Origin of the sequence: Pseudarthrobacter sp. B907, assembly GCF_040137805.1 — a bacterium.
Classification (GTDB): Bacteria; Actinomycetota; Actinomycetes; order Actinomycetales; family Micrococcaceae; genus Arthrobacter.
Genome location: NZ_JBEEQE010000009.1, coordinates 36,130 through 51,249, shown reverse-complemented (window position 1 = coordinate 51,249; position 15,120 = coordinate 36,130). Strand labels below are relative to the sequence as shown.

At 70.7% G+C, this 15,120-nt stretch carries 11 protein-coding genes; 7 read left to right on the top strand and 4 right to left on the bottom strand.

Annotation, left to right across the window (positions count from 1 at the left end; translation table 11 throughout):
- Positions 1–19: 19 nt before the first annotated feature.
- Entirely contained in the window at positions 20–952 is a 933-nt protein-coding gene (locus tag ABLI39_RS09700) for a spermidine synthase (protein ID WP_349413300.1), read from the bottom strand.
- Between the two features lie 181 nt (positions 953–1,133).
- On the opposite strand from ABLI39_RS09700, the gene ABLI39_RS09695 reads away from it, so the two are divergent.
- The 6 genes from ABLI39_RS09695 to ABLI39_RS09670 all read left to right on the top strand — a co-directional run bounded on the left by ABLI39_RS09695 (position 1,134) and on the right by ABLI39_RS09670 (position 6,261).
- Entirely contained in the window at positions 1,134–2,015 is an 882-nt protein-coding gene (locus ABLI39_RS09695) for a hypothetical protein (RefSeq protein ID WP_349413212.1), read from the top strand.
- Complete coding sequence (locus ABLI39_RS09690; protein ID WP_349413211.1) at positions 2,012–2,443, top strand: phage holin family protein; 432 nt, start codon at positions 2,012–2,014, stop codon at positions 2,441–2,443. The genes ABLI39_RS09695 and ABLI39_RS09690 overlap by 4 nt, the downstream gene beginning before the upstream one ends.
- Positions 2,444–2,458: 15 nt before the next feature.
- Positions 2,459–3,055 carry a DUF3618 domain-containing protein gene (locus tag ABLI39_RS09685; RefSeq protein ID WP_349413210.1) on the top strand — a complete coding sequence of 199 codons (597 nt, stop codon included), beginning with the start codon at positions 2,459–2,461 and terminating at the stop codon, positions 3,053–3,055.
- Between the two features lie 82 nt (positions 3,056–3,137).
- Entirely contained in the window at positions 3,138–4,262 is a 1,125-nt protein-coding gene (locus ABLI39_RS09680; RefSeq protein ID WP_349413209.1) for a YihY/virulence factor BrkB family protein, read from the top strand.
- A 77-nt stretch (positions 4,263–4,339) separates the two neighbouring features.
- Positions 4,340–5,185, top strand: coding sequence for a universal stress protein (locus ABLI39_RS09675; RefSeq protein ID WP_349413208.1), 846 nt, complete (start codon positions 4,340–4,342; stop codon positions 5,183–5,185).
- 71 nt (positions 5,186–5,256) lie between these two features.
- Positions 5,257–6,261 (top strand): zinc-dependent alcohol dehydrogenase family protein, encoded by a 1,005-nt coding sequence (locus ABLI39_RS09670; protein ID WP_349413207.1) that lies wholly within the window; start codon positions 5,257–5,259, stop codon positions 6,259–6,261.
- Positions 6,262–6,279: 18 nt separating this feature from the next.
- Here the strand turns inward: ABLI39_RS09670 and ABLI39_RS09665 are convergent, their stop codons facing one another.
- A complete protein-coding gene (locus ABLI39_RS09665; RefSeq protein ID WP_349413206.1) occupies positions 6,280–9,597 on the bottom strand; it encodes an HAD family hydrolase in 3,318 nt (1,105 codons plus the stop codon).
- A 59-nt stretch (positions 9,598–9,656) separates the two neighbouring features.
- A complete protein-coding gene (locus ABLI39_RS09660) occupies positions 9,657–10,610 on the bottom strand; it encodes a polysaccharide deacetylase family protein (RefSeq protein ID WP_349413205.1) in 954 nt (317 codons plus the stop codon).
- Between the two features lie 145 nt (positions 10,611–10,755).
- Between ABLI39_RS09660 and ABLI39_RS09655 the strand changes: the two genes are divergently transcribed.
- Complete coding sequence (locus ABLI39_RS09655; protein WP_349413204.1) at positions 10,756–12,729, top strand: heavy metal translocating P-type ATPase; 1,974 nt, start codon at positions 10,756–10,758, stop codon at positions 12,727–12,729.
- On the opposite strand, the gene ppsA is transcribed toward ABLI39_RS09655, so the two are convergent.
- On the bottom strand, positions 12,677–15,088 hold the full coding sequence (ppsA, locus tag ABLI39_RS09650) for a phosphoenolpyruvate synthase (RefSeq protein WP_349413203.1): 2,412 nt from the start codon (positions 15,086–15,088) through the stop codon (positions 12,677–12,679). The genes ABLI39_RS09655 and ppsA overlap by 53 nt on opposite strands.
- Positions 15,089–15,120 lie beyond the last annotated feature (32 nt).

Here is a 15,120-nt window from a genome sequence, read left to right as displayed (position 1 = left end):
TGGGGCCCGAAAAGGGCAGTTACGGAGCAATCGACGACGACGGCGCCGGGTCGGGTGACGACGACGCCGGGTCGCGGCGGACGGCGGCGCCGGCGGCGAAGGCGCGCACCTTGGCGTCGTCCCAGCTGTGGGCCGGCACGGCGCCGCCGAGCAGGCGACGAGCGAGGCCGGGGTCGTCGTCGAACGGCTCATCGCTGCCGGCGATGATCATGTTGCCGTAGCGCCGGCCCTTGAGCATGGCCGGATCGGCGATGATCATGGTGTGCTTGAAGGCCGCCGCGATGGTGGCGGCGTCCTCGCGCGCGTTGGTCAGGGCGGGGGCGTCGCCGGAATTCACCAGGTAGATCCCGCCGGGCGCCAGCACCCGCTTGGCGTGTTCGGTGAATTCCGCGGTGGTGAGGGGCCGCGGGGTCACGGCGCCGGCGAAGACATCGCGGATAATGAGGTCCCGGGTCTGCGGGGTGAGGCTCTCCGTCACTTCCCGGGCCTCCCCCACGCGCAGGCGCAGCAGCGGGGCCTTGGGCAGGTCGAACCAGCCGCGGACGTACTCGGCGAGCTTGCCGTCCAGTTCCACCACCACCTGGCGGGCGTCCGGATACGCGGCGTGGAAGTAGCGCGCCAGCGAGCATGCCCCGCCGCCGAGGTGCAGGGCTCGCAGCTTCGGCCGGGCCGCAGGGGGCCAGCGCGATTCCACCAGCGCGGCGATCCAGCGCATGTACTCGAAGTCGAGGAACAGCGGGTCCGCGAGGTCGATGTGGGAGCTCATGACGCCGTTGATCCGGAGCAGCCAGCCGGTCGAATTGTCCTGGTCCGGAATGAGTTCACAGTCGCCGGTATCGATGTAGTAGACGCCCGCGGCGGGGCCGTCAGGGCGGGCACCCTTCGGCACCTCCACCACTCCCGGCGCCGGTGTTCCGGCGTTTCGGCCGGCCGCCCTGCCCCGCTTCGCCATCAGCCGTCCGCCGTTTTGCTCATGCTTCAACCCTAGCGGGCGCCGTTCCGGCTATTTTCCGGATCTCCTTGAAATCGAATGCGAAGCGTGCTTAGTATCGAATGGTAATCATGCTTACTATTCGAGTTCGGCGCTGCCGGTCGGTTAGCCGGCAGCAGATCTACAAGGAAAGAGAGCGACGATGACAGAGAACCAATGGCCCCAGGACAGCACCTACGGAACCGCAGGGGTTCAGGGCGATACTGAACTGCGGCAGAGCTCGACCTTCCCGCCCGCTTCCGCCGGAACCTCCACCGGTACGTCTTCAAAGACCGACGCCGCCAAGGGTGAGGCGAGCGAAGTCAAGCAGCAGGCTGCCGAAGCGGCACAGAACGTGACCGAAACGGCAAAGGCCGAGGCCGCCAACGTTGCAGGCGAAGTCAAGAGCAACGCCAAGGACCTCCTGCACCAGGCACGCACGGACCTCACCTCGCAGGCCGGCACACAGCAGCAGAAGGCTGCCCAGGGCTTGCACTCCATCTCCGAGGAACTGCACACCATGGCAAGCGCTTCGGACCAGCCCGGCGTAGCCAGCGACCTGATCCGTCAGGCGGCCGAGCGGTCCTCGTCCGTGGCCACCTGGCTCGAAAACCGCGACCCGGGTTCGCTGCTCAACGAGGTAAAGTCCTTTGCCCGCCAGCGCCCCGGGACCTTCCTGCTGGCCGCTGCAGGCGCAGGTATCCTCGCCGGCCGCCTTAGCCGCAGCCTCAGCGCCGGCGCCCCGGAGACGACGTCAGCCGGCACCGCCGGTACCGCCGCGCAGTACAACGCCCCGGTCACCCGGGTGCCCGATGCCGGCGTCGCGGTCCCCCCGCCGCCGGTGACCTACCCGGAATCCACGACGGCGGGCGCCGCCGGAGGATACGCGACGCCGGGCGCGGAGACTTACCCGCCGAGCCCGCTCGAAGGATCCGGCATGCAGGATGATCCGTGGGCCAACGACCCGCTGGCGGCCGACCCGTACCGCATCGATCCGGCTGTCGACCCCGACCGTAAGGATCCGTTCGACGGAGGCCGTCGATGAGCAGCGAGATGCCCACGGGCGCCCCGATGCCTCCCACCGAGGCCCACGTGAAAGCGGAGACCAACTCCCTGGGTGATCTGCTCGGTGACGTCACGCGGGACATGTCCACCCTGATGCGTCAGGAAGTGGAGCTCGCCAAGGCCGAACTGAAGCAGACCGCCAGCCGGGCCGGCAAGGGCAGCGGCATGTTTGCCGGCGCCGGCGTCGCGGGCCACTTCGTCCTGCTGTTCCTCTCCCTCGCCCTCTGGTGGGGGCTGGGAACCCTGATGGGACTGGGATGGTCCGGCGTCGTCGTTGCGATCATCTGGGGCATCATCGGCGCCGTGCTGGCCTCGATGGGCCGCAAGGAACTGAAGGCGATCAAGGGTATGCCGCAGACCGCGGAGACCCTCCAGGAAATCCCCCCGACCCTCAAGCCCAGCCACTAGAGCGAGGAAAACACAATGAGTGAAAACCCGGATGCCATCCGCGCCGACATTGAAGCAACCCGCGCCCGGCTCGGCACCAACGTCGACGCCGTGGCCGACAAGGTTACCCCGTCGCACATCGTCCAGCGCCAGACTGACAAGGTCAAAGACGCAGTGTTCGGAGTGAAGGAGAAAGTCATGGGAGCAGCCGACCACACCACCGGCAACGTGCATTCCGCGGGCGGCAGCGCCGCCTCGCACCTGAACGACGCCGGCTCCGCCGTCGCCGACGCACCGCACCAGGCCAAGGTCAAGACCCAGGGCAACCCGCTCGCTGCGGGGCTCATCGCCTTCGGCGCCGGCTTGCTGGTGTCCTCGCTGATCCCGGCGAGCACCAAGGAGCGGGAAGCCGCGGACGCCCTCAAGACGGCCGCCGAGCCGCTCACCACCGAGCTGACCGAGGCCGCAAAGCACGTGGCCGAGGGCCTCAAGGAGCCCGCCCAGGACGCCATGGAGAACGTCAAGGCCACCGCCGCCGACGCCGCCCAGAACGTCAAGGGCGACGGCCAGCTGGCCGTCGCCGACGTCAAGGACCGTGCGGCCGACGCCAAGGACAACGTCCAGCAGGCCTAGCCCCACCCGGTAGACGGCCGGCTGCCCTCGCTCACGCGCTGGGCAGCCGGCCGCTGCGCTTAACCCACGAAAGAAGATTCCGATGGCCAAGAACCTCACCACGGCGGAAACTGGCTCCATGGACGACGCCGAAACCGCCAAGAGCAGCACCGCCAAAGCCAGGACCGCGCCCGCACCGGACGACGCGCGCAAGCCGGATCGCCCTACCGATGTCACCAAGCCCTCCTGGCAATACATCGCGAAGAAGACCCTGCGGGAATTCACGAAGGACCAGTGCCCGGACCTCGCGGCATCGCTGACCTACTACTCGGTGCTTTCAATCTTCCCGGCCCTGCTGGCGCTGGTGTCACTGCTGGGTCTTTTCGGGGACGCCCAGAAAACCACCTCGGCGCTGCTGGACATCGTCCAGGGGATCGCGCCCGGTGAGACCGTCAAGACGATCCGCCCGGTCGTCGAAGAACTGGCCAGCTCCTCGGCCGCTGGCTTGACGTTCATTGTGGGCCTCCTCACCGCCCTCTGGTCCGCCTCCGGCTACGTCGGGGCCTTCGGGCGGGCGATGAACCGCGTGTATGAGACGGACGAGGGCCGGCCTTTCCTCAAGCTGCGCGGCACCATGCTCGCGGTAACGGTGGTTAACCTGCTGATCGTCGTTGTGCTGGCCGCGATGCTTGTGCTCAGCGGGCCGGTGGCCGAGTCCGTGGGGAACATCATCGGCCTGGGCGGGGCCTTCCTGGCCGTCTGGAACATCGCCAAGTGGCCGGTGATGCTGGCGCTGGTGATCGTGGCCATTGCCATCCTCTACTACGCCACCCCCAACGTGAAGCAGCCCAAATTCCGCTGGATGAGCATGGGATCGGCCATCGCCCTGGTGGTCTTCCTGCTGGCATCCCTGGCGTTCGGCTTCTACGTGGCCTACTCCAACAGCTACAACAAGACCTACGGCGCCATTGGAGGTGTGATCATCGCGCTGCTCTGGCTGTGGATCCTGAACATGTCGCTGCTCTTCGGCGCCGAGTTCGACGCCGAAACCGAGCGCGGACGCCAGCTCCAGGCCGGCATCGAGGCCGAGGAGACCATCCAGCTGCCGCCGCGCGACACCAAGCAGAGCGACAAGCTGCAGGCCAGGGAGGAAGAGGACATCCGGCGCGGGCGCGAGCTCCGCGAGGAACACCGCCGCAACGGCCGGGCGGGGGACCAAAGCCCCTAGGCGCCCCGCACCCGGACGGGCTGTACTGGGGGGACGCACCGCTGGGGGGTGCCACCGTCCGCCTACCGGGAGGGTACATGCCGGCACCTGCAGCAGCTTCCCGGCCGGTCGCCGTCGGTTACGACGGTTCCGAGACCTCGCAGCTCGCCGTCCGCTGGGCCGCCAGCCATGCCGTCACCCGCCGTCTGCCCTTAAAACTGGTGCACGCCTGGGTCTGGCCGATGTTCACCAAGGATCTGGGCCCGGTGAAGGGCGTCGCCGGCAGCGGGCTCCGGCATTCCGCCGAGGCCATCCTCGCCGAGGGCCTCGCGCTGGCCCGCGAGGCCGCGCCGGGGCTCGACGTCGACGGCGTGATGGAAGCCGGCCTGCCCGCGCAGGTGCTGCGGCACGCGTCCGACGGCGCCGCCCTCCTGGTCGTCGGAAGCCGCGGCATGGGCGGGGTGCTGGGACATCTGGCCGGGTCGGTCTGCCTGGAACTGGCCAGCTCCGCGCCGTGCCCGCTGATGGTGGTCCGCCGCCCGCACCTGCCCGGCCGGCCCGTAGTGGTGGGCGTCGATGCCGCGGCCCGGAGTTCGGCCGTCCTCGCCGACGCCGCCCGGCTCGCGGCCGCGATCGGGGCCGGGCTGCAGCTGGTCCACGTCGAGACGGGCCGAGGCGGGACCGGCAGGGAGCACGGCCGGCACGCCCCGCTGCACGGCTCCGAGCTGCTGGAGCACGCCGTCGCCGAGGCCGGGCGGCTGGTCCCCGGGCTTGCCGCCTTCGGCACCCTCAAGGACGGCCACCCGGCCGCCAAAGAACTGGTGGAGGCGGCGGCAGACGCGGACGTGCTGGTGCTCGGCACCCACAACCGCGAGGGGGGACTCGGCAACACCGTTTCCGCGGTGCTGCACAAGGCCCCCTGCAATGTCATGATTACGCGCTGATTCCCGGGCTCCGGGAACGCCGGTTCCGGAGCCCCCGATTCAGGAAGAGGAGTGTGGGAAAGGGAGGCGCTGTGCGAGCCTGGTGGGTTGCGCAGCCGGGCCCGATTGCCGCCGGGCCGCTGGTGTTCGGCGAGCGCCCGGACCCTGTGCCCGGCCGCGGGGAAGTCCTGCTGCGGGTGCGCGTCTGCGGGGTGTGCCGCACGGACCTGCACCTGGCCGAGGGCGAGCTGGCGCCCCGGCGGCCCGGCGTCGTCCCTGGGCACGAGGTGGTGGGCGAGGTGCTCGACGTCGGCCCCGGAGCGGCCAGGTTCCGCCGCGGCGAGCGGGTGGGGGTGGCGTGGCTGGGCGGCACCTGCCGGTCCTGCCGGTTCTGCCTGCGCGGGCAGGAAAACCTGTGCCTGTCCCCCACGTTCACCGGCTGGGACCGCGACGGCGGCTACGCCGAACTGATCACCGTTGCCGAGGATTTTGCCTACCGGATTCCGGACATCTTCCCGGATGAGCAGGCGGCTCCGCTGCTGTGCGCCGGCATCATCGGCTACCGCGCCCTGGTCCGTGCGGAGCTGCCCGTCGGCGGCCGGCTGGGCATCTACGGCTTCGGCGCCTCCGCCCACCTCGCCGCCCAGCTGGCGCTGTACCAGGGGGCCAGGGTCTACGTGATGACGCGGTCGCGGGAGGCCCGCCGCCTCGCGCTGGAGCTCGGCGCCACCTTCGCCGGCGGAGCCGACGAAGTGCCGCCGGACCCGCTCGACTCTGCGATCCTCTTTGCCCCGGCCGGCGCCCTGGTGCCGCCCGCGCTGCGGGCCCTCGACCGCGGCGGGACGCTCGCCGTCGCCGGCATCCACCTCAGCGACATCCCGGCCCTGCACTACGCCGCGGAGCTGTTCCAGGAGCGGCAGTTGCGCAGCGTCACGGCCAACACCCGGGCCGACGGCGAGGAGTTCTTCCGTCTCGCCGCGGAGATCCCCCTCCGCCCCACCACGGTGGCCTACCCCTTTGACGCCGCGGACCGGGCGCTGCAAGACCTGGCCGCTGACCGGGTCACCGGCGCCGCCGTCATCCGCGTGTCCCCCTAGCCATCCTCTAACCGTTCGCTAACCGGCGCGGCGGAACTCGTGCTTCTCGCCGGCCCGGAGCAGCACCTGCCGGGCGCCCACCCGGACCAGGACCGGGGCGGCGTCCCCCGGGGCGGCGGAAACGAGTAGCCGGTCTGTTTCCAGGTGCACGGCCAGCAGCTGGTCGCGGTAGCGGACCTGGAAATCGACCCGGCGGAGTTCGGCCGGGAGCCGGGGCGTGAAGTCGAGGGCGTCCCGGGTGATCCGCAGCCCGGCGAAGCTGCGCTGGATGACGTCGATCGTCCCGGCCATGGCGCCGAGGTGGATGCCGGAGCTGGTGGTTCCGCCCTGGGTGTCGTCCAGGTCCGCGTCCAGGGCTTCGCGGAACGTGGCCCAGGCCTGCTCGGGGTCGCGCTGGGCGAGGACCGAGGCGTGCGCCACCCGGCTGAGCGTGGAGCCGTGCGCCGTCCGGGCCAGGTAAAAGTCCACGGTCGCGGCCAGCTGCGCCGGGGTGACCGTGTAGCCCAGCCGGCCGAGGACGCCGAGGAGCTGGTCCTCGCCCAGGACGTAGAGCAGCATCAGGACGTCGGCCTGTTTGGCGAGCCGGTAGTGGTTGGTGCTGTCGCCTTCTGCTTCCAGGATGAGGTCCAGCCGCTCGATGTTGCGGTAGCTGCGGCGGTAGTGGTTCCAGTCCAGTTCCCGGAGCGCACCGTAGCCCGCGAACTGGCTGATGATGCCGTCCCCGTGGAAGGGGACGAACATGTGCCGGCTCAGCCGCGTCCAGGCCGCTATTTCCGCCGTCGTTACGCCGAGCCGGGCCCGGAGGTCCTCCATGTCGAAGCCCCGGACGGACCGCATGATCCACCCGGCCTGGTCGAACAGCCAGGCGGCCATGATGTTGGTGTAGGCGTTGTCGTCCAGGCCGCCGCCCGGGTCGCCCGGATTTCCGGTGTGGTACTCGTCCGGGCCCATGACTCCGCGGAGGTGGAACCGGTCGTCGATGGGGTCATGCTCGGCCATCGAGGCGAACAGGCGAGCAACCTCGACAATGAGTTCCGCGCCGTGCTGGGTCAGCCAGCCCCGGTCCTGGGTGGCCTCGAAGTACTGCCAGGCGTTGTACGCGACGGCCAGCCCCACATGGCGTTGGAGGTGGGAATAGTCCGGCACCCAGTGCCCGGAAAGCTTGTTGTAGAGCAGCTTGGGGGTCTGCTCCGTGCCGTCGCTGCCGCTTTGCCAGGGGAACAGCGCGCCGCGCAGCCCGGCCGCCTTCGCGGCGTCGCGGGCCGTGCCGAGCCGCCGCCAGCGGTAGTCGATCAGCTCCCGGGCCAGCGAGGGCAGCCGGGAGTTCAACACCGGAAGGACAAACAGCTCGTCCCAGAAGACGTGCCCGCGGTAGCCCTCCCCGTGCAGCCCCCGGGCCGGCACACCCGCGTCCAGCTCGGCGGTGTGCGTCGTGAGGGTCTGCAGCAGGTGGAAGACGTGCAGGTTCAGGATCAGCTGCGCCTGTGAGGGGGCGTCGGACTCGATGATGAACGGGGCGAGCAGCAGGTTCCAGGCCCGCTCATGGTCCGCCAGCAGCGCCTCGAAACCGCCGGACCGCGCCAGCACCGCCTCCGCGCCCGTCAGCGGCGAGGAGACCGCGTGGTCGCGGGAGCTGGCCACCCCCACCGTCTTGGTCACCGTCACGGCGCTTCCGTCCGCGACCGGCACCTCGAAGCGGTGCGCGTACAGCCCGCCCAGCTGCTCGAAAACTGAATTGGCCGGGCCGGACAGCTCGGTCCGCAGCGCCAGGGCGATGCCGATCCTGCTCTGGCTGGTCTGCACCTGAACGCTCAGTCCGACGGCGCCGTCTACGGCTGTGTTCTGCCCACCGGCGGACTGCACACCGGCGGAGTCCGTCACCTGCACCGCCGTCAGGTGCCGCGCGGATAACTGCGCGTCCTCCGGGACGTTGGAGTTAGTCACCCCGGTGTCGCAGCCGCTGCGGATGCTGACGCGGCCGCTCCAGCCGTCGGCAGTGAGCCGCGTCTCCAGCGCGGCGAGGTGCGGCTCCGCCATCGAGACGAAGCGGCGCTGCACCAGCTGCAGCCGCCGCCCGGCGTCGTCCTCCAGCAGCGCTTCCCGGGTGAGCAGCGCCCGCTTGAGGTCCAGTGTGCGGCGCTCCCGGCGCAGCGTCAGGCCTCCCTCGGACCACCAGGAGCCTTCCTCGATCCGCAGGTCCAGGTGCAGCCAGTCCGGGATGTTCACCATGTGCTCGTCCACGGTCCGCTGGCCCTGTACCGTGCTGGCCAGCCGGTTGTAGACGCCCGCCAGGTAGCTTCCGGGGTAGTGGACCCCGCCGCCGCGGTGTTCGGGCGCCGCGCCGCGGGTGGCCAGATAGCCGTTGCCCAGGGTGGTCAGGGCCTCCCGGTGCCCCTCGTGCGCCGGATCGAAGCCCTCGTAGACCAACAGCCAGGGGTGGGTAATGACGAGGCCGATGTCCAGTTCGCTGACGTCTTCGACCACGATGTCCGCGCCGGCGGCTTCCAGTTCAGCCCGCCGGCCCGAGCGGTCGATGCCAACCACCAGCCCGAAACCGCCCGCGCGTCCCGCTTCCACCCCGGCGACGGCCGCTTCAATAACCATGGCCCGGCCGGGCGGGATGTCCAGCCGGCGGACCGCTTCCAGGGCCAGCGCCGGTGACGGCTTTCCGGCGACGTCGCGCCGCGCCGCCGCCTGACCGTCGGCAATGTGGTCGAAGGATCCGTCGAGGCCGACGGCGGCGAGGAGCTCGGCCGCATTGGTGGCGGAAGTGGCGAGGAGCTCGGCCGCATTGGTGGCGGAAGTGGCGAGGAGCTCGGCCGCATTGGTGGCGGAAGTGGCGAGGAGCTCGGCCGCATTGGTGGCGGAAGTGGCGAGGAGCTCGGCCGCATTGGTGGCGGAAGTGGCGAGCAGCACCGGGATCCGGCCCGCCCTGAGCCGTTCCAGCAGTGCCACCGTGCCGGGGAAGGCCCGCGGCGGCTGGCCGCGCAGCAGCTGCCCGAACAGCGCGTCCTGGCGTTTCCCGAGTCCGAACGCCGTCCAGTCCTCCGGCCCGTCCGCGGGCGAGCCCGCCGGCAGCCGGACCCCGCGCGAGGCCAGGAACGCCGCGGCCCCGTCGGCAGGGGTCCTGCCCTCGATGAACGCGGTGTAGTCGGCAACCGTGAGCGGCCCGTGCCGCGCTCCCGCCGGCAGCCGGGGATCGCCGAAAACCTCCTCAGCGAGCCGCTGCCAGGCGGCGGTGCGCAGTTCCGCGGTGTCCAAGACCACGCCGTCCAGTTCGAAGACCACCGCGTCGACGGGCGCCAGTGCGGCGGCGACTGTGGGCGAGTCCGTCATGCGCTATTCGTACCAGTCATCGGTGGGACGCAACAGTGGCGGCCGGCCCGGCGCGCGGCTTAGCCAAGGAGCGCATCCAGGGTCGCGAAGCCGTAGCCCGCCTGGCGGATCCGGTCGATGAGCTGCGGCAGGGCGTCGGCGTCCAGGGTGCTGCCGTCGTCGGGGTTGGAGCCGATGTGCATCAGCACGATTTCGCCCGGCTGCAGCCCGGCGAGCGCCCGGTCGGCGACGGTTTGGGCCGTGATCGCGCCGCTGGTCCCCTTCCAGCCCAGGGTGTCGACGCTCCAGCGGACCGGCAGGTAGCCCAGCGCGTTCACCGCGGCGATGGTCCGCGCGTCCCGCTCGCCGAAGGGGAAGCGGAACAGCGGGCGGGCATCGGCGCCCGCGGCCGCGATCGCCGCCTCCGCCCCGGCCAGTTGCTGGGCGATCTGCGCGTCGCTGAGGGACGTGAAGCCCGGGTGCGTCATCGAATGGTTGCCCACCCGGTGGCCGGCGGCCACAATCGAGGCGACCCCGGCCGGGTTGGCGCTGGCCCAGTTGCCGGTGAGGAAGAAGGTCGCCCGGACGCCGGTGGCCGCGAGGGTCTGCAGGATGCTCGGCAGGCCCGACGAGTTGGCGCCGGCGTCGAAAGTCAGGGCGACGACGGGCCCCGCGTTCGGGATGAGCCCGACGTCGGCGCCCCGGAGCGCCGCCGGGAACGGGTCCGCGGGCGGCGGAGGCTCGGCCGGCGGCTGCGGCGGGGGCTCAAGGGGCGGCGGTTCGGCGGGCGGCGGTTCGGCGGGCGGGGGCGGGGCCTCGGTTGAGGGCGGGCTCGATGGCGGGCTGGCTGTGGTGCTCGAGGGCGGCGACGGCGTCGTGCTCGGGGTCGGCGCAGCGGCAGCGGACGCAGAGCCCGAGGCCGCCGGGGACAGACCGACGGGCCGACCGGCGAGGATCACCGCCGTCACCACCGCCGCGGCGACAAGCAACACCGCGGCCGCCAGCGCAACCAACCGGCGGCGGTTCCCGGCCACTATCGACCACATGCTTCACCATGGCACCACCGGCCCCCGCGAGGTAGGGCTGAAGGACCCACGCCACGGAGATGGGTAGGCTGCGCAGTAGGATGCAGGTAGGCGCAGGCGAGGGATCCTGAGCGAAGAACGAGGCGGGTTGACCGTGAAAATTGTGCTCCGGTATCCGCTGGTTGCGGGCACGGTTGCCGTTCTCCTGGCGGTGATATTGCTGCTGGTGTCGGGCCAGAACGGCATCGCGAGGATCGCCGCGAGCATCTATGCCCTCGCCGTCGCCGCCTACCTCGCCGTTGGCATGGTCCGCCGCGTGATCGGGGGCCAGTGGGGCATCGACATCCTCGCCGTCACCGCCATCGTCAGCACAGTGCTGGTGGGCGAATTCGTCGCTTCCATGATCATCGTGCTCATGATGGCCGGAGGCACCGCCCTCGAGGACTACGCCGCGGGCCGGGCCAAAAAGGAACTGACGTCCCTGCTGGAGCGCGTCCCGCAGACCGCGCACCGGGAACGCACCGCCGGCGCGGCGGAGCCCAACGGCACCAACGGCACCAACGCCACGAAAACCGCCGGAACCAACCCGGCCGATACCAACACCGACGGCCATCATGAGGACGTGGCGGCCACCGACGTCGCGGTCGGCGACATCCTGCTGGTCCGGCCCGGCGAAGTGGTCCCGCTGGACGGCGTGCTGCTCTCCGGGGCCGGGACGTTCGACGAGTCCTCGCTCACCGGGGAAAGCCTGCCGGTGGAACGGGTCGCCGGCGAGCCCCTGATGAGCGGGTCGCTGAACGGCGAGGCCGCCATCCGGATGCGGGTCACGGCGCTGATGGAGGATTCGCAGTACAGCCGGATCATCGCCCTGGTGAAGGAGGCGGCCGAGAGCAAAGCGCCCATGGTGCGGCTGGCGGACCGCTACGCCGTCCCGTTCACCGCCTTCGCCTACCTGCTGGGCGCCGTCGGCTGGATCATCAGCGGCAGCCCGGCCCGCTTCGCCGAGGTCCTGGTGGTCGCCACCCCCTGCCCGCTCCTGATCGCCGCCCCGGTGGCGTTCCTGGGCGGCATGAGTCGGGCCGCGCGCGGCGGCATCATCGTCAAGTACGCCGGGGTGCTGGAGCTCCTCGGCCGGATCCGCACCGCCGCGTTCGACAAGACCGGGACGCTCACCTATGGCAGGCCGGCCCTGGTGGAAGTCCGGACCACCGGGGCCCTGCCCGAGGACGAGGTACTGCGGCTGGCCGCCTCCGCCGAGCAGTACTCCTCCCACGTGCTTGCGGCCTCCGTGATGGACGCCGCCCGCTCCCGCGTGCTGGCCTTCGAACGCGCTTCCGAGGCGACCGAATACGCCACGCACGGCGTCCGCGCCCGGCTGGACGGGCGGGACGTGGTGGTGGGCAAGCCGAACTTTGTGGCCGAATCCGCGGAGGGGGTGGTGGAGACGGAGCTGGTGTCCGGGCAGCTGGGCATCTACGTGGGGGTGGATGGCAAATTCGCCGGCTGCCTCGTGATGAGCGACCCGCTCCGCGCCGAGGCACGCCGCACCCTGGCCGAGCTCCTTGACCTGGGGGTCTCCGAGACCGTCATGCTGACCGGCGACGCCCTGGCCACCGCCGAACACATCGCGGAGGCCGCCGGACTCACGGACGTCCGGGCCGAATGCCTGCCGCCGGACAAGGTAGAGGCCGTGCGGTCGCTGCCGCTGCGCCCGGTGATGATGGTGGGCGACGGCGTTAACGACGCCCCGGTCCTGGCCGTCGCCGACGTCGGGATCGCGATGGGCGCGCGGGGTTCGACGGCGGCCGGCGAGTCCGCCGACGTCGTAATTATCCTGGACGACCTGTCCAAGGTGGCCTCGGCCGTGCGGATCGGCCAGCGGACCGTGAAAGTAGCGCTGCAGAGCATCTGGATCGGTATCGCGTTGAGCGTGGTGCTGATGGTGGCGGCCGCCGCCGGCTACGTCCCGGCGATCGCTGGCGCCCTGTCCCAGGAAGTGGTGGACCTCGCCACCATCCTGAACGCGCTGCGCGCGCTCAGTCCCGGGCAGCCCAAGGGCAGCGCCGCGGGCGGGCCTAGCTCCCGGACGCCAGCTTCTCGGCTTCCGCGATCCGCGGGACGGTCCTGAGGTAGCTGTCCGGGTTCAGCGAGATCGAATCGATGCCCTCGCTGACCAGGAAGGCCGCGAACTCCGGGTGGTTGCTGGGGCCCTGCCCGCAGATCCCGATCTTGATCCCGGCGGCGTGCGCCTTGCGGATCGCCTCGCTGATCATGGCCATGACCGCCTCGTCGCGCTCGTCGAACAGCGCGGCCAGCTGCGCGGAGTCGCGGTCCACACCCAGGACCAGCTGGGTGAGATCGTTGGAACCGATCGAGAACCCGTCGAAGCGGGTGGCGAACCGCTCGGCCAGGACCACGTTGGAGGGGATCTCGCACATCATGTAGACCTGCAGGCCGTGCTCGCCGCGGACCAGGCCGTTCTCCGCCATCACGGCCAGCACCTTGTCCGCTTCCTGCGGCGTCCGGCAGAACGGGACCATCACGATGATGTTGCCAAAGCCGATCCGTTCCCGGACCCGTTTCAGGGCCCGGCACTCGAGCGCGAAGCCGTCCCGGTACCGCTCGTCGTAGTAGCGCGAGGCGCCGCGGAAACCGAGCATGGGGTTTTCCTCGGCCTCCTCGAAGGCTGAACCACCCACCAGGTGCGCGTACTCGTTGGTCTTGAAGTCGCTGAGCCGCACAATCACCGGGTTCGGGTGGTAGGGCGCGGCGATCTTCGCGATGCCGAGCGCCAGGGTGTCCACAAAGTAGTCGCGCGGGTCGGCGAAGCCGCGCGTCAGGTCGCGGATCTGCGCGGCCTCCTGGGGGTCCGTGACCCGTTCCGGATGGACCAGGGCCATCGGATGGACCCGGATCAGGGCGCTGATGATGAACTCCATCCGGGCCAGCCCGACGCCGTCCGCGGGCAGCCGCCACCACTGGAAGGCCGCCGCGGGGCTGGCGATGTTGACCATCACCTTGGTGCGCGTCGCCGGCAATTCGCCCAGGTCCACCTCCTCGGTTTCGAACGCGAGCGTGCCGGCGTAGACGCGGCCCGTATCGCCTTCGGCGCAGGACAGGGTCACCGCCAGGCCCTCGGCCAGCACCCCGGTGGCGTTTCCGGTCCCGACGACGGCGGGGACTCCCAGTTCCCGGCTCACGATCGCCGCGTGGCTGGTGGGGCCGCCGTGGTCCGTGACGATCCCGGCCGCGCGTTTCATGATGGGGACCCAGTCCGGGTCGGTCATTTCGGTGACGAGGATGGCGCCGTCGCGGAACTTTTCGATGTCCGCGGCGCTCCGGATCACGCAGGCCGTCCCCTGCGCGATGGAGTCGCCGATCGCGGCCCCGGTCGCGAGGACGGTCCCGGTTTCCAGCAGGTGGTGCAGGGTGAAGCGGGAGCCGGTTTTTAGTGACTGCACGGTCTCGGGCCGGGCCTGGACCATAAAGAGTTCGCCGGTTTCGCCGTCGCGGGCCCATTCCATGTCCATCGGTCGGCCGTAGTGCTCCTCGACGGTCACGGCCCAGCGGGCCAGGGTGAGGATCTCGGCGTCGGCCAGGACGAAGGCGCGGCGTTCGGCGTCGGAGGTGTCCACCGTCCGGGTGCGGGCGTGGCCGCCGCGGCTGTAGACCATCTTCTGCGCCTTGGAGCCGAGGGTCTTCTCGATGATCGGGCTGATCCCCGCGGCCGGTCCTTCCGCCGCGGCGGCTTCGTCGAGCAGCGGCTTAAATACGAGGTACTTGTCCGGGTTGATGCTGCCCTGGACCACGGTCTCCCCCAGGCCCCAGGCGGCGCTGATCACGGCCGCGCGCGGGAAGCCGGAGTCCGTGTCGATGGAAAACATCACCCCGGAGGCGCCGACGTCGGAGCGGACCATCCGCTGCACCCCGATCGAGAGTGCGACGTCGAGGTGGTCGAAGCCCTTGACCTCGCGGTAGCTGATGGCCCGGTCGGTGAACAGCGAGGCGTAGCAGCGCCGGCAGGCGTCCATGAGTTCCCGGTCCCCGGCGACGTTGAGGAAGGTCTCCTGCTGGCCCGCGAAGCTGGCGTCAGGCAAATCCTCGGCTGTGGCGCTGCTGCGGACCGCGACGGAGAGCCGCTCGCGCCCGGCGCGCCGGCCCAGGTCCCGGTAATGCGAGCGGATGGATTCGGCGATGTCCGCCGGGAACTCGCTGGCCAGGAAGAGTTCGCGGATGGCTTCGCCGGTTTCGCGCAGCGTGGCGTCGCCGGCGCGGTAGGCCAGGATCCGCGAGCGCATGGCCGGTTCGATCCCGTTCGCCGCGATGAAGGTCCGGTAAGCCGCGGCGGTGGTGGCGAACCCGTCGGGGACCCGCACGCCCCGGGCCTTGAGGGACTGGATGAGTTCGCCCAGCGAGGCGTTTTTCCCGCCCACCTGGGGGACGTCGCCCATGCCGATTTCTTCAAACCACAGCACATGTTCGGGCATGCCGGCGCTCCTCGGGTGTTGGTCCGCCAATG